Annotated in this window: 18 protein-coding genes; 10 read left to right on the top strand and 8 right to left on the bottom strand. The window is 61.0% G+C overall.

The features are described from left to right. The first annotated feature begins 43 nt into the window (after window positions 1–43). The 9 genes from PQR40_RS33060 (at window position 44) to PQR40_RS33020 (ending at window position 9,310) form a co-directional block, all read left to right on the top strand. Window positions 44–850: a COG4705 family protein gene (locus PQR40_RS33060; RefSeq protein WP_408510712.1), complete on the top strand. Its 807-nt coding sequence runs from the start codon at window positions 44–46 to the stop codon at window positions 848–850. A 125-nt stretch (window positions 851–975) separates the two neighbouring features. Continuing rightward, window positions 976–2,085 (top strand): porin, encoded by a 1,110-nt coding sequence (locus PQR40_RS33055; protein ID WP_408232997.1) that lies wholly within the window; start codon window positions 976–978, stop codon window positions 2,083–2,085. A gap of 121 nt (window positions 2,086–2,206) precedes the next feature. Then, a complete protein-coding gene (locus tag PQR40_RS33050; RefSeq protein ID WP_408510711.1) occupies window positions 2,207–3,799 on the top strand; it encodes a carboxylesterase/lipase family protein in 1,593 nt (530 codons plus the stop codon). Between the two features lie 194 nt (window positions 3,800–3,993). Beyond that, window positions 3,994–4,245, top strand: coding sequence for a hypothetical protein (locus PQR40_RS33045; protein ID WP_408510710.1), 252 nt, complete (start codon window positions 3,994–3,996; stop codon window positions 4,243–4,245). 220 nt (window positions 4,246–4,465) lie between these two features. Beyond that, a complete protein-coding gene (locus PQR40_RS33040) occupies window positions 4,466–4,933 on the top strand; it encodes a rhodanese-like domain-containing protein (protein WP_408510709.1) in 468 nt (155 codons plus the stop codon). Between the two features lie 42 nt (window positions 4,934–4,975). Next, complete coding sequence (gene epsC, locus PQR40_RS33035; RefSeq protein ID WP_408232984.1) at window positions 4,976–5,953, top strand: serine O-acetyltransferase EpsC; 978 nt, start codon at window positions 4,976–4,978, stop codon at window positions 5,951–5,953. Next, a complete protein-coding gene (locus tag PQR40_RS33030; RefSeq protein WP_408510708.1) occupies window positions 5,950–6,225 on the top strand; it encodes a helix-turn-helix domain-containing protein in 276 nt (91 codons plus the stop codon). Before epsC ends, PQR40_RS33030 begins: the two co-directional genes overlap by 4 nt. Before the next feature lie 108 nt (window positions 6,226–6,333). Further along, the gene (locus PQR40_RS33025) at window positions 6,334–7,266 is read left to right on the top strand and encodes a family 2A encapsulin nanocompartment shell protein (RefSeq protein WP_154560115.1); all 933 of its coding nucleotides are present in this window, start codon (window positions 6,334–6,336) and stop codon (window positions 7,264–7,266) included. Continuing rightward, complete coding sequence (locus PQR40_RS33020; protein ID WP_408510707.1) at window positions 7,241–9,310, top strand: family 2A encapsulin nanocompartment cargo protein cysteine desulfurase; 2,070 nt, start codon at window positions 7,241–7,243, stop codon at window positions 9,308–9,310. The genes PQR40_RS33025 and PQR40_RS33020 overlap by 26 nt, the downstream gene beginning before the upstream one ends. Before the next feature lie 46 nt (window positions 9,311–9,356). Here the strand turns inward: PQR40_RS33020 and PQR40_RS33015 are convergent, their stop codons facing one another. From PQR40_RS33015 to PQR40_RS32980, 8 genes are all read right to left on the bottom strand, one after another. Continuing rightward, window positions 9,357–9,638 (bottom strand): DUF971 domain-containing protein, encoded by a 282-nt coding sequence (locus PQR40_RS33015; RefSeq protein WP_408232975.1) that lies wholly within the window; start codon window positions 9,636–9,638, stop codon window positions 9,357–9,359. Continuing rightward, window positions 9,635–10,630, bottom strand: a complete 996-nt coding sequence (locus PQR40_RS33010) for a HEAT repeat domain-containing protein (protein WP_408233079.1) — start codon at window positions 10,628–10,630, stop codon at window positions 9,635–9,637. Before PQR40_RS33010 ends, PQR40_RS33015 begins: the two co-directional genes overlap by 4 nt. 73 nt (window positions 10,631–10,703) lie before the next feature. Then, window positions 10,704–11,492 (bottom strand): ABC transporter ATP-binding protein, encoded by a 789-nt coding sequence (locus PQR40_RS33005; RefSeq protein WP_408510706.1) that lies wholly within the window; start codon window positions 11,490–11,492, stop codon window positions 10,704–10,706. Continuing rightward, window positions 11,489–12,343 (bottom strand): ABC transporter permease, encoded by an 855-nt coding sequence (locus PQR40_RS33000; protein WP_408389201.1) that lies wholly within the window; start codon window positions 12,341–12,343, stop codon window positions 11,489–11,491. The genes PQR40_RS33005 and PQR40_RS33000 overlap by 4 nt, the downstream gene beginning before the upstream one ends. 40 nt (window positions 12,344–12,383) lie before the next feature. Then, on the bottom strand, window positions 12,384–13,814 hold the full coding sequence (locus PQR40_RS32995) for an ABC transporter substrate-binding protein (protein WP_408510705.1): 1,431 nt from the start codon (window positions 13,812–13,814) through the stop codon (window positions 12,384–12,386). Window positions 13,815–13,867: 53 nt separating this feature from the next. Then, entirely contained in the window at window positions 13,868–14,113 is a 246-nt protein-coding gene (locus tag PQR40_RS32990; protein WP_030102639.1) for a 4Fe-4S dicluster domain-containing protein, read from the bottom strand. 17 nt (window positions 14,114–14,130) lie between these two features. Further along, the gene (locus PQR40_RS32985; RefSeq protein WP_408232963.1) at window positions 14,131–15,864 is read right to left on the bottom strand and encodes a fumarate reductase/succinate dehydrogenase flavoprotein subunit; all 1,734 of its coding nucleotides are present in this window, start codon (window positions 15,862–15,864) and stop codon (window positions 14,131–14,133) included. Further along, complete coding sequence (locus PQR40_RS32980; RefSeq protein WP_408510704.1) at window positions 15,861–16,640, bottom strand: GntR family transcriptional regulator; 780 nt, start codon at window positions 16,638–16,640, stop codon at window positions 15,861–15,863. Before PQR40_RS32980 ends, PQR40_RS32985 begins: the two co-directional genes overlap by 4 nt. A 238-nt stretch (window positions 16,641–16,878) precedes the next feature. Between PQR40_RS32980 and PQR40_RS32975 the strand changes: the two genes are divergently transcribed. Continuing rightward, window positions 16,879–18,201: an LLM class flavin-dependent oxidoreductase gene (locus PQR40_RS32975; protein WP_408232957.1), complete on the top strand. Its 1,323-nt coding sequence runs from the start codon at window positions 16,879–16,881 to the stop codon at window positions 18,199–18,201. Window positions 18,202–18,306: the final 105 nt, after the last annotated feature.

Raw genomic sequence — 18,306 nt, 5'->3', positions numbered from 1 at the left:
ATGTTGATATACGCGTCAAGGCACCTGACAAAGGAACCATGTGATGACCAGCATTCAAGATTCAGATCAGCGTCGTGAAACTGATCCAGCCAGTAAAGTCCCTCAGATCACCTTGATGTTCTGGGCAGTCAAGATTCTCGCGACCACGGTTGGCGAGACCGGCGGCGACGCCCTTTCGATGACGTTGAAGCTCGGTTATGCGATCAGCAGCATCATCCTCCTCGGATTTTTCTTCGTCACATTGACGGCCCAGATCGCGTCTAAACGGTATCGCCCTTTCGTCTATTGGCTCGTGGTGGTCGCCACAACGACCGTCGGCACGACGACTTCGGATTACCTTGATCGCACCGTCGGCCTTGGCTACGTGAAATCATCCGTCATGCTGTTTTGCGGTGTTCTGTTGATCCTTTACATCTGGCGCCGCGTCGTCGGAAGGGTCGAGTTCGAGAACATTGCGACGCGGAAGGAAGAAGTCTTTTACTGGCTAACGATTCTGATTTCAAACACGCTCGGGACTGCACTAGGCGATTTCGTCGCAACCAGTGCAGGCCTGGGATTCGACGGCGGCGCGCTGGTGTTCGCCGGTCTGATCGTCGTCGTGGCCGCGGCGCACTTCTGGCTAAAGAAGGTCCCGCCCAGTGCGCTTTTCTGGATTGCGTACATCCTCACTCGCCCCCTTGGCGCCACCCTCGGCGATACGCTCACCAAACCCTATAGCGAAGGTGGGCTGGAACTGGGCCGAATCACTTCTTCGCTGGTCATTGCGGCTTTCATGGTCGTGGGGATTGTCTTGATGTCGAGAAGTCGGCAACGGCGTGCCGTTCGATCGGGCCAGGCCCTGTTGGACTGAGCCAATCACAAACGCCCGGATAGCGGAAGTACCGGATGGTCCGTACGGCGTACCAGTCAGCGACCAGATATTCCCCTTGGGGAGGGGGAGTTTTTACGTGGAAAAATATATATAGGAGACTAGCAATGAAAAAGTTTGCCTTGAGCTTAAGCGCAACCGCAGTACTGGCTTTGAGCAGTCCGATTGCGCATGCACAAAGCAGCGTGACGCTGTACGGCATTATCGATGCGGGTATTACTTACTTCAGCAACCTGAATGGCCATTCGACTTTCGTCGCCAACGACGGCTCGATCCAGTCGAATCGCTGGGGCTTGCGCGGTGTGGAGGATATCGGCGGCGGCACGCGGGTTATATTCGACCTGGAGAACGGTTTCAATCTCTACTCGGGCACGATGGTGCAATCGGGTGTGCTGTTTAGCCGCCAGGCATGGTTGGGTGTTGAAAATCAAACCTACGGCCGCTTCACGCTCGGCAAGCAGTACGACTTCTTCTGGGACAACCTCACGCAATTTGCCATGGGGCAAGTTGCTGGCCAGTACTCGTGGCATCCGGGCGACTTCGATCACCTTGCGGGCACGCTGCACATCAATAACGCGATCAAGTACACGTCGCCGAACTACGCGGGATTGCAAGCGGGCGCGCTGTATGCCTTTCCTTCGCAATCCGTATCAGCCGGAACAGGGCGCGTGATTGCATTTGGACTGCGTTATTCGAATGGTCCGCTGAACCTCGGCGCTGCGTATACCGATACACATGATCTCGGCCTGAATGGACCGAGCCAGGCCGGTACGACCTTCTTCCCCGATCTTCCCGCCACGCCGGTGCTGGCGAATAGTGTTAGCAGCTTCGGTGTAGGCGGCAGCTATCGTTTCGGCCGGAGCCTGACGCGGCTGTTGTTCACCGACACGCACTTCCGCATCGGTCACGACAACGGCTCGATGCCGACCTATGAAGTGAACGAAGTGTTTCAGTTCACGCCTGCCACCACGCTAATGGGCGGCTACTGGTACAGCAAGCTCGGCTCGCAGAAGTGGCAGAACGCGACGCTCCTGCTCGACTACGCGCTTTCGAAGCGCACCGATGTCTATACGAGCGCGACCTATCTGCGCGCATCGGGTGGCGCGGCGCCGGTTTTCCTGGGTGGGGGAGCAGCGCCGGTGTTTACCAATGGCGTGTATGTCGGAACAGGTCAATCGTCGACTGCTGTGCGGGTAGGGATCCGCACGCTGTTCTAGCCCCTGGCACGCCAGGCGCGAATGCGCAGCGTATCGATCGCCGTCCATCTCAAACCGCCAGTTGAATCCAATCCGGGTTAAGCGCCAGGCGGTTGCGTTCCCTGGGTTACAGGAGACAAGCATGAATACCTATCGCCAACGAGCCATTGGCTGGCTCATCGCAGTAGCGGTCCCACTCGTCATGCTGGGTTGCGGCGGCAGCGTCCACACCGCGTCGCCCGCCGACCCTACCGTCGTCGCGACCCAGCAAGGACAGGTCAAGGGCGTTATCGTCAACGGCGTGCGCGAGTTTCTCGGCTTGCGGTATGCAGCGCCGCCGACCGGCGCGCTGCGTTGGAAACCGCCCGTTGCTGCCGCGGCTTACACGACGAGCGTGTACGACGCATCGCACGTCGGTTCTGCATGTTTGCAGGGCACGGCGACGGCCCCCACCGGAAGTGAGGACTGTCTCTTCATCAACGTTTATGTGCCGGGTACTACCGCAAGCATAACGAAGTTACCCGTGCTGTTCTGGATTCACGGTGGTGGCTTCATTGTTGGTTCCGGCGCCGCAACTGACGGCAGCGCGCTAGCCCTGAAGGCGAACGCGATTGTGGTGACAATCAACTACCGTCTCAATGCGCTTGGCTTTCTGGCTCACCCGGCGCTTGCGGCGGAAGATCCCAACGGCGCCACCGGCGATTACGGCATCATGGATCAGACCGCTGCACTCGCGTGGCTCCAGAAGAATGTCGCCGCGTTCGGTGGCGATCCCGCGAATGTGACGATCTTCGGCGATTCGGCGGGCGGCCATTCGGTGTACGTGCAACTGGCTTCGCCGGGTTCAGCGGGTTTGTTTGCGAAGGCCGTTGCACAGAGCGGCGGCTTCAACCGGCAACAGGAGACCTTGCAGCAGGCTGAGACGGACGGTGTTGGCTATGCCAAAACGTGGGGCTGCACAGATCCGGCGAGTACCGCGTGTTTGCGCAATCTGCCCGCGGCCGCGCTGTTGCAGGGCAATCCGTCGGCATGGTACGCAACGATCGACGGCAAGGTACTGCCGAGTTCGACGAGCGCCGCATTCGCCAGTGGCCAGTACAACCGGGTGCCGGTGATATCGGGCTTCACCGAAGATGAAGGGACATATTTCGTCGCCGCGGCCTTCGACGCACAGGGCAATCCCGTCACCGCTTCGGGTTACCAAACGGCGATCCAGAACTTCCTCGGCGTTCCCGGCGCAGCTACTGCCGCGCTTTATCCGGCGAGCCAGTTTTCGTCACCGAGCCAGGCGCTGGCCAAAGTCACCGGCGACTACCTGTTCACCTGCAGCGAAATGCAGGACGCCGACAACCTCGCGAAGTATTCTCCCGCGGTGTACCTGTATCGCTTTTCCGATCCGGCGCCATACAGCGTACACAGCCTGATTTCATTCCTGCCGCCGACCACCATGAACTATGGCGCCTTCCATTCGTCGGATCTCGACTATTGGTGGCAACTGATCCCGAGCCCGACGGCGAACCAGTCCACCCTATCCACGGCGATGACGGTGGCGCTGGCAGGTTTCGCCCATTCCGGTAATCCAAATTCCGGCAGCTCGGTGGCGAACTGGCCGCTGTACACCTCGGCGACCCGGCAAACGCTCGACTTCGGTTACCCGATCTCGAACACCTACGATGCGTACACTGCGCACCAGTGCAGCTACTGGTATGGCGAAGCGCCGTCGCACGGCCTATAACGGCTATACCTGCCCATAGGGCTTCCAGGACGCAAGGAAGCACGCTGTTCGCGGCACACGGATGCACTGCGAACAGCGCCAACACTGATTACGGTTTGAACCATTCTCCGAAAACCAATCCACAAAAGCTTGTTTGCGATTCCGTATCCAGGTCGCTAGATTCATTCGTATAGCAATGGATCGACGGAGGCCGTATGGCCACACTTTCAGCGACGCTTATCTGGGGCGGACTTCGGCATCCGGTGCGAAGCCTGCAGAAGCAATTTTCAAAACGCGTGCCCGTTTTGTCCGAGCAATCCTCAGACAAGGCGGCGACTGCCGCTACCTACACCGCCCAATCGCCCGAGCAGCTCGAACGCATTGCCACTTACGCGCGCTGCGGCTATTTCCATATGGAATACACCGCTGGCATGTTTGTCGTGCCGCTCAAGATCCCGCCGGAATAATCGGCGGATCGGCGGTGGCGCGGCAAATCCGCGGCGAGCCGGCATAGCAGGTCAACTGCAAGCCGGAGCGACCGAACCGATGCTTCTTTAGAAATCACAATTAATTGGTTCGGCTTCGGCCGGCTCTCTTTCATAGTGTCTCCTGATGGCTATAGGCGGTTGCATTCGCAGATGGCTTTGACCAGCGCGTAGTGAATCGCGCGATATCGAAGGAGACGTCATGACGCTTGAACTCGCAGAACGACCCACCCACGCGCTGCTTGAAGCTGCCCGTTCGGCCGCCGCAGAAGCCGGTCTGCCGTACGCCGGCGGCCTGCCGCCGCAGGATGCGTGGGCGCTCGTCAAGGCCGGCAACGCCGCGCTGGTGGATGTGCGCACCGCCGAAGAACGCAAATTCGTCGGACTTGTGCCGGACAGTCTACATGTCGCGTGGGCGACCGGCACGAGCCTGACGCGCAATCCGCGTTTCGTGCGTGAACTGGAAGCGAAGACCGGCAAGGATGCGGTCGTGCTGCTGCTATGCCGCAGCGGCAACCGTTCGGCACTGGCCGCCGAGGCCGCGGCGAAAGCCGGTTTCACGCAGGTGTTCAATGTTCTGGAAGGTTTTGAAGGGGAGCTGGACGGCGCGCAACGGCGCGGCGCCAGCAATGGCTGGCGTTTTCATGGACTGCCGTGGATTCAGGACTGACAGCCTGATAGTCAACGCTGCACTTTTCGGGGAGTAACCGCTGTGGCTGTGTTTGATGTCGATGAGATTGTTCACGCGCTTCAGACGGTCCGCCAGCAATGGCGCGAAGTGCAGAAACGCTCGCTCGAGCCGGGCGGGCGCGAATTACCGGGGCGCGAAGCGCTCTCGGAGGTCATCGACACGCTGAAAGGCGTGCTTTTTCCGATGCGGCTCGGACCGCCCGATCTGCGTCAGGAAAGTGAAAACTTCTATGTTGGGCACGCGCTCGACGCCGCGCTGCATGCACTGCTAAGCCAGGCGCGTCTGGAGCTTCACTACCGCAGCCGTCACCAACCGCCGCCCGCCGCCACGATCGAGGCTCAGGCCGGCATCGCGGTACGTGCTTTCGCGGCGCGGCTGCCGGCAATTCGCACCTTGCTCGACAGCGACGTATTGGCCGCGTTTCACGGCGACCCTGCGGCGGGCAGTGTGGATGAAGTCTTGCTGTGCTACCCCGGCGTGCTGGCGATGATCCACCATCGGCTTGCGCATGAGCTTTATGGACTGGGGTTGCCGCTGCTGGCGCGAATCATCGCCGAGCTCGCGCATGCGCAAACCGGCATCGACCTCCATCCTGGGGCACGGATCGGCGCGGGGTTTTTCATCGATCATGGAACGGGCGTGGTGATCGGTGAAACGGCCATTATCGGCGAACGCGTCCGGGTCTATCAGGCCGTTACGCTGGGTGCGAAGCGTTTTCCGCGCGACGCGCAGGGGCATCTGGAAAAGGGCCATGCGCGTCATCCGATCGTCGAAGACGACGTCGTGATTTACGCGGGCGCCACGATTCTTGGGCGCGTCACGCTCGGGCAGGGTTCGGTGATCGGCGGCAATGTGTGGCTTACGCAGGATGTCGCGCCAGGTTCGCATGTGACGCAGGCCGTGTCGCGCAACGAAGGCACCGGCGCCGCTGCGCTCCGCGATCGCACGCCGCGTGAGTCTGCCGCCGCGGAGCCCGCCGTCGCCGGAGCGGCCCGATGAGCGTGTTCGTCAGAGACTTCGGCGCCGCGGTGCGGCGCTTTCGTGCGGCGTCCGGCTGGTCTCAGGAGCAATTAGCCGAGTACGCCGGCCTCAACCGCTCTTATGTTGGCGAGATCGAGCGCGGTTCTGCTATCGCGTCGATTGTCACGCTCGACAAGCTTGCCCGTGCTTTCAACGTGCCGGTTGAACGCTTGCTCAACCATTCGCCCGGCGACCTGGGCATCGCCACGCTCGCGCATTCCGCTCTCGTCGATCCGGCGTCCGTCGGTTAGACCTCCCCGTTGCCGTCTATAGCATGTTGAACGGCCGGGGGCACCTTCCGATAATCACTTTCGTTCATAAGCTTTCCTGTTTTTCTTCTATCAAACCCGGAGCTTCAGATGACAGCAACAGTGGGCGGCCTGACGGCGCTCGGCGATACCGCAGCACGGCAACTAGCCAATGCCACCAAAACCGTTCCGCAACTCGCGACGATTACGCCCCGGTGGCTTACCCATCTGCTGCAATGGCTGCCGGTCGAGGCGGGCATCTATCGTCTGAACCAGGTGAAGAATCCCGAAGCCGTGAAGGCGGCGTGTACCGCGCGCGAAGATGAAAGCATTTTGCCGCGCACCTTCGTGCCCTACGAAGAGCAACCGCGCGAGTACTTCCTGAATGCGGTCAGCACGGTGCTCGACGTGCACACGCGGATCTCGGATCTGTACAGCAGCCCGCACGATCAGATCAAGGAACAATTGCGGCTCACGATCGAAACGATCAAGGAGCTGCAGGAAAGCCAACTGATCAACAACCCGGACTACGGCCTGCTCGCGAATGTGGCTGAAGAGCAGCGCGTGTTTCCGCTGACCGGCGCACCGACGCCCGACGATCTCGACGAATTGCTGACCAAGGTATGGAAAGAGCCGGCGTTTTTCCTGACGCATCCGCTCGCGATCGCCGCCTTCGGTCGTGAATGTACGCGCCGTGGTGTGCCGCCGCCGACCGTCAGCCTGTTCGGCTCGCAGTTCCTGACGTGGCGTGGCGTTCCGCTGATTCCGTCGGACAAGGTGCCGGTTGCCGATGGCAAGACCAAGATTCTGCTGCTGCGCGTAGGCGACAAGCGCCAGGGCGTGGTCGGCCTGTTCCAGCCGGGCGTGGCCGGCGAGCAGGGTCCGGGTCTGTCGGTCCGCTTCATGGGCATCAACAATCATGCGATCGCGTCGTACCTGATCTCGCTCTATTGCTCGCTCGCGGTGCATTCGCCGGACGCGCTGGCAGTTCTCGATGACGTGGAGATCGGCAAGTACCATGACTACCCAGACACCTACAAGTAAGCCCATGGATAGCGTTCTGCCGCACGATGTGCCGACCGGTCCGCCCGCGGGTTTGCCTGATCCGGCGACGTTAGCGTCGCTGGCCAATGCATTTTTTTCCGCGCTGCCGGGTCACACGCCACAGGCGGGCAGCACGCCTGGCTCGGCCGCCACGTTGCCGCTCACGGCACCTGTACTCAACGAGATCAGCAACCCGGCACCGGCGGGTTCGCCGCTCGCGGGTCCGGGTGGCGCGGGTACCGGTGTGCCTGGCGCAGCCTTGCCGCAGGGACATGTGCCCGGCGGCAACCTGCTGCCGTCGGCGCCTACGCACGTGCTGTCGCTGGGGAATCGGGCACCTGCGCTTGCGCCCCATGCTGCTGCACAGAACGGCTTGCCCGATAGCATAGTGACTGTTGCGCCGGCGCTCGATCCGCGCTTTGGCGGAGCCGCGCTTGGCGTGCCTGAGGGGCAGGGCGCACAGCGTCCGTCTGGGGGCGGCGCATCGCCAGCGTCGCCAGTGTCACCGGCATCCACGGCGCCTTACTATTTCCTGGGCGAAACGGGACATGCTCGGACATCCAACGTGGCATCGTCGGATATCGTGGTGCCAGGATGGAACGACGTGAGCGCGCAATCGCTCGGTCTGCCAGGTGTCGATGAACCGCTTGCGGAGCAACGTTTCCCGCATGACCGGCCGAACGTCTCACAAGCAGTGCCGGGCACAACGCAGGCAGAACGCGGCAGTGACGCGCATTATTTTCTGAATCTGAATGAGGTGTCGCGTTTTCCTGGGCAGACACCCAGTGCGACGGACAGCGTGCCGCATGCCGGGCCGTCAGCCCATCCGCCATTCGATGTCAATGCGATTCGCCGCGACTTTCCGATTCTGCAGGAGCGCGTCAACGGCCGTCAGCTGGTGTGGTTCGACAATGCCGCGACCACGCACAAACCGCAGGCGGTCATCGATCGGCTGGCGTATTTCTACGCGCATGAGAACTCGAACATTCATCGGGCTGCCCATGCGCTGGCCGGCCGCGCTACCGATGCGTACGAAGCCGCACGCAGCAAGGTGCAGCGCTTCATCGGCGCGGCGTCGCCGGAAGAAATCATCTTTGTTCGCGGCACCACCGAAGCGATCAACCTGATCGCGAAGACGTGGGGCGTGAAGCATGTCGGCGAGGGCGACGAGATCATCGTCTCGCACCTGGAGCACCACGCGAACATCGTGCCGTGGCAGCAGCTTGCCGCGCAAACCGGCGCCACGTTGCGTGTGATTCCGGTCGACGACAACGGCCAGGTATTGCTCGATGAATACAGGCGGCTTCTCAATGACCGGACGAAGATCGTGTCGGTCACGCAGGTGTCGAACGCGCTAGGAACGGTGGTGCCGGTCAAGGAAATCATCGAACTGGCGCATCGCGCAGGAGCGAAGGCACTCGTCGACGGCGCGCAATCCGTGTCGCACATGCGTGTGGACGTACAGGCGCTCGATGCTGATTTCTTCGTGTTCTCAGGCCATAAAGTGTTCGGCCCCACCGGCATCGGCGTGGTCTACGGAAAGCGCGCGATTCTCGACGATATGCCGCCCTGGCAGGGTGGCGGCAACATGATTGCGGACGTCACGTTCGAGCGCACCGTGTTCCAGCCGCCGCCCAATCGCTTCGAAGCGGGCACGGGCAATATTGCCGATGCCGTGGGTCTCGGTGCGGCGATCGATTACGTTCAACGGGTGGGTATCGAGAATATCGCGCGCTATGAACACGATCTGCTGGCTTATGCGACGAGCGTGCTGCAGCCGGTGCCCGGCGTGCGGCTGATTGGCACGGCGCGGGACAAAGCCAGTGTGTTGTCTTTCGTGTTGAAGGGCTACGAGACCGAGGAAGTGGGACAGGCGCTGAACGAAGAGGGCATCGCCGTGCGCTCGGGGCATCATTGTGCGCAGCCGATCCTGCGTCGCTTCGGTGTCGAAGCCACGGTGAGGCCGTCACTCGCGTTCTACAACACCTGCGATGAAGTCGATGCGCTGGTGTCGGTGGTGCGGCGGCTGTCTTCACGACGCTGACGACAAGCGGCGGCCGACTACGGCCGCCGCTTTCCTATGCCTGGGTTCAGGCAATACCCGCCAGATAGTCCCACGGATAGATGCCCTGCGCGTGCCCATCGCTGAACACGATCTGTACACCGTAACCCATCGGCTGCACGTCGACGATCGCGACGCACGGTTCGATTCGCGCCGCTTGGCCCGAATGCGTCAAGCGGCGGCAGGTCGAGCAAGGGCAGCGAGCCCTTAGCGTCGCGTTGTCGATCCATTGCGTGTGTCCGCTATTCCACGTCAGGGACAATCGCCCGCTCGCCGCGTGCACCGTGATGTGTTCGGGCGTGTTCATCATTGCGCTTTTTCAATTTGCGTCAAGGCTATACGTGCAGCCTTGCGTACTTCCGGATCGGCATCGGTCGCGGCTGCGTGCAAGGCGGGCAATGACGCCTTGTCGCCCAGTTCACCGAGCGACAAGGCCGCTTCCTTGCGCAAGTTGCTGATCGCATGCGTGAGCAGCGCGGCGACCGCTGTGCTCGCGGTTGCGTTGCCGAGTTTGCCTAACGCGCGGACCGCCTGCAAACGGACTTGCCAGTAGTCGTCATCAAGCGCTGCGATCAGCGCATCCCGCGAGCCTTGCGCGCGTAGTTTGCCGAGCGTGGCCGCCGCTTCTTCACGGACCTGCCACGCGGCGTCGCGTAACGCGCTCAACAATGCGACGACGGTTTCTTCCGTCGTCGCTGCTCCAATGCCCAGCGCGCCGATTGCCGCGCGCCGTACGGCGGCGTTGGGATCGTGTGCGGCGATGGCAGTAAGCGGGCCAACTGCGCGCTCGCTCTTCAACCAGCCGAGCACACTCACGGCTTCGAGCCGCACGACGTCTTCGCTTGCCGTCAGCGCAGTCAGCGCGGGTTCCAGTGCGCCCGCGTAGCGTAATTCGCGCAGACCACGCAGCGCAGCCTGGCGCACAAACGGATCGCAATGCGTGGTCCACGGTGCGAGCAGCGGTCCCGAATCCGGACTTTTCAGACTGGACAGGCTCTGCGCGGCCGCGTCGCGGACATTTTTCGCAGGATCCGCCAGGGCTTCGCACAGCGCCTCCACCGCGTCGGCGCGCTCCCACGCACCGAGTATCTCGGCGGCCTGAGCGCGAACGTCGGATGACGCGTCGGCGCGCAAGGCGGCGACAATCGGTCCGAGTACGGCTTCGTCTTCAAGGTCGGCGAGCGCGAGGAGGGCGATGCGGCGCACGGCGGCATCCACGGACGCCAGGCGCGGCAGGATCTCGGCGGCTTCCGGGTCGAGTGAATTGGGGTCGAACGTAAGCGGAAGCGAAATATCGGTCATGAGTTGAATGGTGTCTGGATTGAAACAGATGCGTTCGATGCGCAGGTCAAGAACGTCAAGCACGCAAAGCGCGTTATGCCGCCGCCGCGCGCAGCAGCGCCAGGCAGTGGCGCTTGATCTCGATGAATTGCGCTTCGGTCGTGGTTTCGTCGTCGCGAGGGCGCTCGAATGTGATGCGCAGATCAGCGACGATACGCGCGGGCCGCTGCGACAGCACCAGGATGCGGTCGGCGAGAAACAGCGCTTCGTCGATATCGTGCGTGACGAACAGCACCGTGGTGCGGATTTTCGTCCATACGTCGAGCAGCAACGTTTGCATCATGCGGCGCGTTTGCGCGTCGAGCGCGCCGAACGGTTCGTCCATCAACAGCACGCGTGGCCGGTTGATCAGCGCGCGCGCGATTTCCACACGTTGTTGCATGCCGCCTGACAACTGCGCCGGATAGCGTGTGCCGAAGCCGTTCAATCCGACCAGATCGAGCAGTTCGCCGGCTTGCCGACGTCGCTCGTCGGCGGCGAGGCCCTTCATCTTCAGGCCGAACGCGACGTTGTCGATCACGCGCTTCCACGGAAAGAGCGTGTGCTGTTGAAACACGAGGCCGCGCTCCGGATGTGGGCGCATGACCCGCTCACCGTCGACGACAATCTCGCCCGCGCTGGCCGTCACATGGCCGGCGAGCGCTGCCAGCAGCGTGGATTTTCCGCATCCCGACGGTCCCAGTACGCAGACGAACTCGCCCGGTTCGACGGTGAAATCCAACTGGTCGAGTGCAGTGAACCGCTGCTCGCGCACGCCGACTTCGACACTCAGCGCACGCACGTCGATGCGGCCCAGCGGTTTCGATTGCAATTCGGTGCTCATCGCTGCGACGCCTCCATCCGGTACCACGGTATCAGCGCCAGCCCGGCTCGCCGCACCAGCACGCTGCTGCCCATCCCCAACGCGCCGATCAGCAGCATGCCGACGACGATGTCCGCATAATTCTGCAAGGTGTACGACTCCCATGTGAAATAGCCGATGCCGTATTGGCCAGCGATCATTTCGGCGGTGACGAGACAGAACCACGCGGTACCCATTCCGATCGACAAACCCGTGACGATGGCAGGCGCCGCGCCCGGCAGGATCACCTCGCTAAACAATGCACCGCCACGCGTGCCGAGCGAGCGCGCGGTGGCGACAAGCCGCGGATCGACACCTTCCACGCCGTGGATCGTGTTGAGCAGAATCGGAAACAACGCGCCGATGAACGTGATGAACATCATGCTCATTTCCGACGAAGGAAACATCAGGATGGCAAGCGGGATCCACGCAACCGCCGGAATCGGCCGCAACACTTCGAGCGGAGGCAGGACCGCGTCTTCGAATGCCCGATAGCGCCCGATGGCGAGTCCCAAGCCGATGCCCACAATGCTCGCCGCGGCAAAGCCCACCAGCACGCGCATGAGGCTGGAAAAAAGGTGCATCGGCAGTTTGGGTGAGTGGAGCAGGGCCCAGGCCGCGGGCACGACGTCGCTTGGTGCCGGCACGTTCGCGAACGTCACCACACCGAACGAGACATGATGCTCGGCGAGCATTTGCCAGATACCGACGCACGTCAGAACCGATACGAGTCTGGTCAGCACGCGTGCGAGACGTGCTGGATTCCAGATGCGCTGGATGGCGGCGGCGCGCCGGATGCTGGCGCTTTCCGTGGCTTCGAGAATGGCTGACATCGGGAACTCCCGTGATTGATGAACGCCGCTGGATGATCTGTTAGCGCGCCGCAACGGCTTGCGTTGCATCGGTCTTCGCAGAGGCGAAATCCACGACGCTGCCGTCCACCTGTTTCGCGTAGCTATCGGCGCTTTCTTTCAGCAGGAATGCGCTGATGCCGCCCTTGGCGTCCTTCACGTACCACGCCTGATTGGCGAACAGTTTCAGTCCGCTCGAACGATCCTGGACATACACGACGCGTGCCTTCTTGCCGCTTTGCTCGAGCGTATTGAGTGCGGCGAATGCTTCCTGGGTCGAGGCATAGTTGCGTACCTTGCCTTCACCGTCGACCCAGATTTGTGTCGCGCTGCGGAAATCGGTGATGCGTTTGCCCGTTTGCGCATCATTGGCGACGAGAGGTTGTTTCGCGTAATTCCTGAGTGCGGCGTCGTAGTTCAGACCGGATTGCCTGAACGCTTCGCGGATATAGCGATCGTCGATGAACGTGTTGACATCCAGATCGACGTCGGTCTTTTTCAGCAGCTTGAGCGTGCTGATGGCCGTGACGGTCGCTTGCCGGTATTCAGGCTTCCATGTCAGATCGCGCGTCTGCAGACCGAGTGGGCCGTGGAACAGGTAATTGACTTCGGCGTCGATGCCGGTCACCTTCTGAATCAGCTGGCTGTATTTCTCGGGGTCTTGCGCAAACAACTGGTTCGCCTCGATCACCGCGCGCAAATACGCCACCACAACTTCCGGATAGCGCTTCGCATAGTCCGCATCCACGAGCGTGCCGTGGAAGGTGGGTGCGTGAGTTTGCGCACCGTCGTAAATCTTGCGCGCAAAGCCGCGGAAGGGAAAAAGCTCGGCGAACGGCACAAAGTCGGCGTGCGCGTCGATCTTATGCGCTTTCAACGCGCTACCCGCCACTTCGGGCGACTGCGTGATGATGTTCACGTCGGTGTCGGGATTCCAGCCTTGAGCCTTGATTGCCCGCAGCAACATACCGTGCGCCGCCGAAGCGAAGGGTACCGAGATCGTTTTGCCTTTCAGGTCGGCGATCGAACGAATCGATGAATCGCCCGGCACCACGATGCCGTTGCCGCTACCGTCGATACTGCCCGAGAGAACCGTGATAAATACGCTCTTCTTGCCGGCCTTCTGGAAGGCCACGCCGTTCAACGAGCCGGGAAACTCCGCCATCGATCCGAAGTCGAGTTTGCCCGCCACCATTTCGTTGGTCATCGGCGCACCGGACGTGAAATCTTTCCACTGCACGTCGTATTTGACGTCCTTGTATTTGCCGTCATGCGGCAGATATTTATCGAGTAGATTCAACTCGCGGATCAGCAGGCCACCGGTTGCGCAATTGATCGTCGTGTCCTGAGTGCCGATTGCGATGCGGATCGTCTCAGCATGCGCCGGGATGGCTGTGAGTGAAAACAGGCCGCTCGCGAAGAGCGTTGCGGCAAGCAAACGACGGATAGTCATGAGTTAAACCCCGATTGATAGGGAAGCAGCGCTTTAGTCTGGATGGCTCGCCACTAGCGCAGCAGATAAGGAATGTCGACCCTGACCGCATCGGTCGGACAGTCTTTCTCGCATGGCATGCAGTACCAGCATTCGTCGAACTTCATGTAGGCCTTGCCCTTGGTCAGGTCGATCGCAAGCAGGTCGAGCGGGCATACATCCACGCAGACCGTGCAGCCCTTGTCGGCGATGCATTTGTCTTCGTCGATCGTGACGGGCGCTGCGCTGCGCTGAAAAATGTTGTGCGGTGTCGTAGACATGGTGGCTCCGTGACTCCTTAAGCGTCGGCGAGCGTGGGCTCGCCGATCCGCAGGTTCTGATAGGCCTGACTGTCGCGGTTGTCGAGCGGCACCACGTACGGTTGAACGGCACGCTTTTCGCTGACCATGCGGCCCGCTGTGTCTTTCTTCAGATGCGTGTGGCAAAACCACTCCGCGTCGTTGCGTTGCGGGAAATCGACACGATGGTGGTACAGGCCCCAACGGCTCTCCGTGCGATACAGCGACGCGTGCGCCGCCATTTCGGCGCAGTCGCGAATCGCCCGCACTTCCGCGGCGCGCATCAGTTCGTGCGGATTGTCGGCTTTGATCTGGTCGATATCCGCGGCGATCTCCGCGAAACGTTGCAGGCCGATTTCCATTTTCCGCGTGACCTTCGGCGGTTGAAGATAGTCATTCACCATCCGGCGCAGCTTGTATTCGACTTGCGCCGGTGCAAGCCCCGTCTCCCGTTCAAGCGGTGCATAGATCCGTACCCGCTCAGCTTCCACCTGCTCGTTATCGAGCGCTGCATGCTCGCGGCCCTCGATGTATTGCGCCGCGTTCTGACCTGCGAACCAGCCATAGGTGAACGCGCCAAGCATGTAGTTGTGCGGCACCGCAGCCATGTCGCCAGCCGAGTAAAGACCGGCAACGGTGGTCTCCGCACGCTCGTTGACGTAGACCCCGGACGCACTGTGGCCACTGCAAAACCCGATCTCCGAGATGTGCATTTCGATCATCTGCTGCCGGTAATCCGTGCCGCGTCCCGCATGAAACCGTCCGCGGCTCGGGCGCTCGTTCGTGTGCAGAATCTGTTCGATGGTCTGAATGGTTTCTTCGGCAAGGTGGTCGAGCTTCAGAAACACCGGCCCGTTGCCGCTTTGGAGTTCCTGATAGAACTCCCACATCATCTGGCCGCTCCAGTAATCGCACTCGATGAAGCGTTCTCCCTTGCCGTTCGCGGTGAAGCCGCCGAGGGGGCCGGTCACGTAGGCACATGCGGGGCCGTTGTAGTCCTTGATCAGTGGATTGATCTGGAAGCATTCGAGGTTCGCTAGCGCGGCGCCTGCGTGATAGGCCATCGCGTAGCCATCGCCGGCGTTGGTCGGGTTCTCGTAGGTTCCCATCAGATATCCCGAGGAGGGCAATCCGAGCCGGCCCGCCGCTCCACAGCAGAGAATCACCGCCTTGGCGCGCACCACGTAAAAATCCGCCGTACGGCAATCGAAGCCCAGTACGCCACAGGCCCGCCCTTGCGCGTCAGTCAGAACGCGTGTGACGACAATGCGATTGGTGATCGCAATGCGTGCGCGTTTGAGTTGCCGGTAGAGCACTTTCTTGATGTCGTGGCCTTCCGGCATCGGCAACACATATGAGCCCATGTGATGCACTTTCTTGACCGCATAGTCGCCCGTGCCGTCTTTTTCGAACTTCACACCCCAGCGGTCGAGTTCTTCAATGGTCTTGAAGCTGTGTTGAGCGTAGGCGTAGACGGCTGCCTGATCGACAATGCCGTCGTTGGCAATGGTGATTTCCCTGGTGTACTGCTCGGGCGTCGCATGGCCGGGAATGATGGCGTTATTCAAACCGTCCATGCCCATCGAAATCGCGCCGCTGCGTTTGACGTTGGCCTTTTCCAGCAGCAGGACCTTCAGGTTCGGATTCTGTTCCTTTGCCTTGACGGCAGCCATTGGACCGGCGGTGCCACCACCCACGACGACCAGGTCGTACTCGATCACGTGCGTATTCATTTCGTCTTCCTTGTGGTCTTCTTCTCTTTCTGACGGTCGATGCGAAAACGGTACTGGAATGCGTCGCCGCGGAAATAGAGGTATTCGTAATCGATCGGCGTGCCGTCCGCGCTATGCGTCAGACGTTCGATGCGAAGCACCGGACTGCCTTCTTCAACGTTCAGTGCTTCGACGATTTCATCGTCGGCGAGAATCGCGTCGATGGAGACGTCGGCGTGGCCGAGCGGCACCGCGCAATCGTTCTCGAGAATGAGAAAGATGTCGCGCGTGACGAGGTCCGCGCTGGCGAGGCGTTTGCCTAATGCTTCCGGAACCCACGTGATTTCGAGCGACACAGGTTCGCGATTCAGCAGGCGCACACGATGGATTTCGGCGACTTTCGCGCCTTCGGGCAGCTTGAGACGATCAGCGATGTGCGCGGTGGCCGGAATGAAGTGAATGTGCTTGAGCTGATTGACGATTTCATATCCCATCGACGACATCGCTTCGGCGAAGCCTTGCAACGCGCTGACGTTCTGGAAGGCTTTCGGCTTGGAGACGAAAGTACCCTTGCCGTGAAGTTTGAAAACGAGACCTTCCTTTTGCAGATCGCCGAGCGCTTGCCGAACGGTGATGCGGCTGACGTTGAACATCGCGCAGAGGTCGTTTTCAGACGGCATCTGGGAATGGGCCGCATACGTGCCATTGAGAATACGTGAGCGCAACGCCGTCTTGATCTGCTCGTAGAGCGGCGGCGCGGACAGAGGAAGCACGTTGGCAGGGTCGGGTTTCAGCATGATGTGGGGTTTTCTGTACTTGTTATAACAAGTTGAATCACAGTCTAGTGATGGAGCCTTGACGCGCGAACGAAGATTTTGTGCTTTGCTTTTCTGCGGGGGAGCTTTCGGCGTTCCTATCAGCGCCGGCGCCCCGGCGCATCGGGTTCAGCAGCTAGGTGCAGCGAGTGGGCGGTGGCAAGCAACGTCGGCGAAGGACGATTAAACTGCTTTGACCTTTGCGATGGAGCCTCGCCACATGTCACGTCAGCTTCGCCTCGGCGCTTTCATGCGTCCTACGACGATTCATACCGGCGCATGGCGCTATCCTGGTGCATGGCCCGATGCCAACTTCAATTTCGGGCATCTGAAGCGCTTCGCGCAGACGCTCGAGCGTGGCCGCTTCGACGCGTTCTTCATGGCTGACCACCTTGCGGTGCTCAACATGCCGCTCGATGCGCTCAAGCATAGTCACACGGTGACGTCGTTCGAACCGCTGACGCTGCTGCCCGCGCTGGCCGCGGTCACTGAGAGGCTGGGGCTCATCGCAACCGCGTCCACCACGTTCGACGCGCCTTATCACGTGGCCAGGCGTTTTGCCTCGCTCGACCACATCAGCGGTGGCCGTGCGGGATGGAATCTCGTGACGACGTCGAATCCCGATGCCGCGCTCAATTTCGGTCTCGACGAGCATGTCGAACACGACGAGCGATACCGGCGTGCCCGCGAGTTCTTCGATGTGGTCACCGGGCTCTGGGACAGTTGGGCCGACGATGCGTTTATCCGCGATATCGAAAGCGGCACGTTCTTCGATCCGCAGAAACTGCATGTGCTGAACTACAGGAGCGAGAACTTTTCCGTGCGCGGTCCGTTGAACATTGCACGCCCCGTTCAGGGATGGCCCGTCATTGTGCAGGCCGGCTCGTCGGAAGCCGGACGCCAGATTGCGGCCGAAACCGCGGAGGTGGTGTTCACCGCGCAAAGCCTGCTGGCTGACGGCAAGCGTTTCTATGCCGATGTGAAAGGCCGTATGGAAAAGATCGGCCGTCAACGCGATCACATGAAGATACTTCCGGCCGCCTTCGTCGTCGTCGGCGATACGCTGGAACAGGCGCTGGAAACACGGGCGCGGCTCGACACATTCGTTCACTACGAGAGTGGAATCGCTTCGTTGTCGATTGCGTTGGGGCACGACGTGTCCGGTTTCGATCCGGACGGCCCGCTGCCCGAAATCCCCGAGACCAATGCGAGCCGGACAGCGCGGCAACGGGTAGTCGAATGGGCGCAGCGCGACAGGCTGACGATTCGCCAGCTCGCTCAGCGTATTGGCGGATACTCGGGACTCGAAATGGTGGGCACGGCGAAGATGATCGCGGATCAGATGGAGCAATGGTTGGTGGAAGAGGGTTCGGACGGGTTCAACGTGATGTTCCCGTATTTGCCCGGCGGTCTCGACGACTTCGTTGACAAGGTCATTCCCGAGTTGCAGAAGCGAGGCTTGTTCCGACGTGAATACGAAGGGGTGACGCTGCGTGAGAATCTGGGATTGCCACGGCCTGAGAACCGTTTTTTTCCTGTGTGAGATAACCGAACCGGAAATCGGCTTATAAATCGGCTTATTTCACCTGCGTTCGACAGGCAGTGCAAGCCCGTGTGCCGGGTTTGCAGCGGGGACGAGCAAAGCGCT

Origin of the sequence: Paraburkholderia sediminicola (genome assembly GCF_046026855.1) — a bacterium.
Taxonomy (GTDB): Bacteria; Pseudomonadota; Gammaproteobacteria; order Burkholderiales; family Burkholderiaceae; genus Paraburkholderia; species Paraburkholderia sediminicola_A.
The sequence above is the reverse complement of the archived record's forward strand: the minus strand, read 5'-3'. Positions and strand labels throughout refer to the sequence as shown.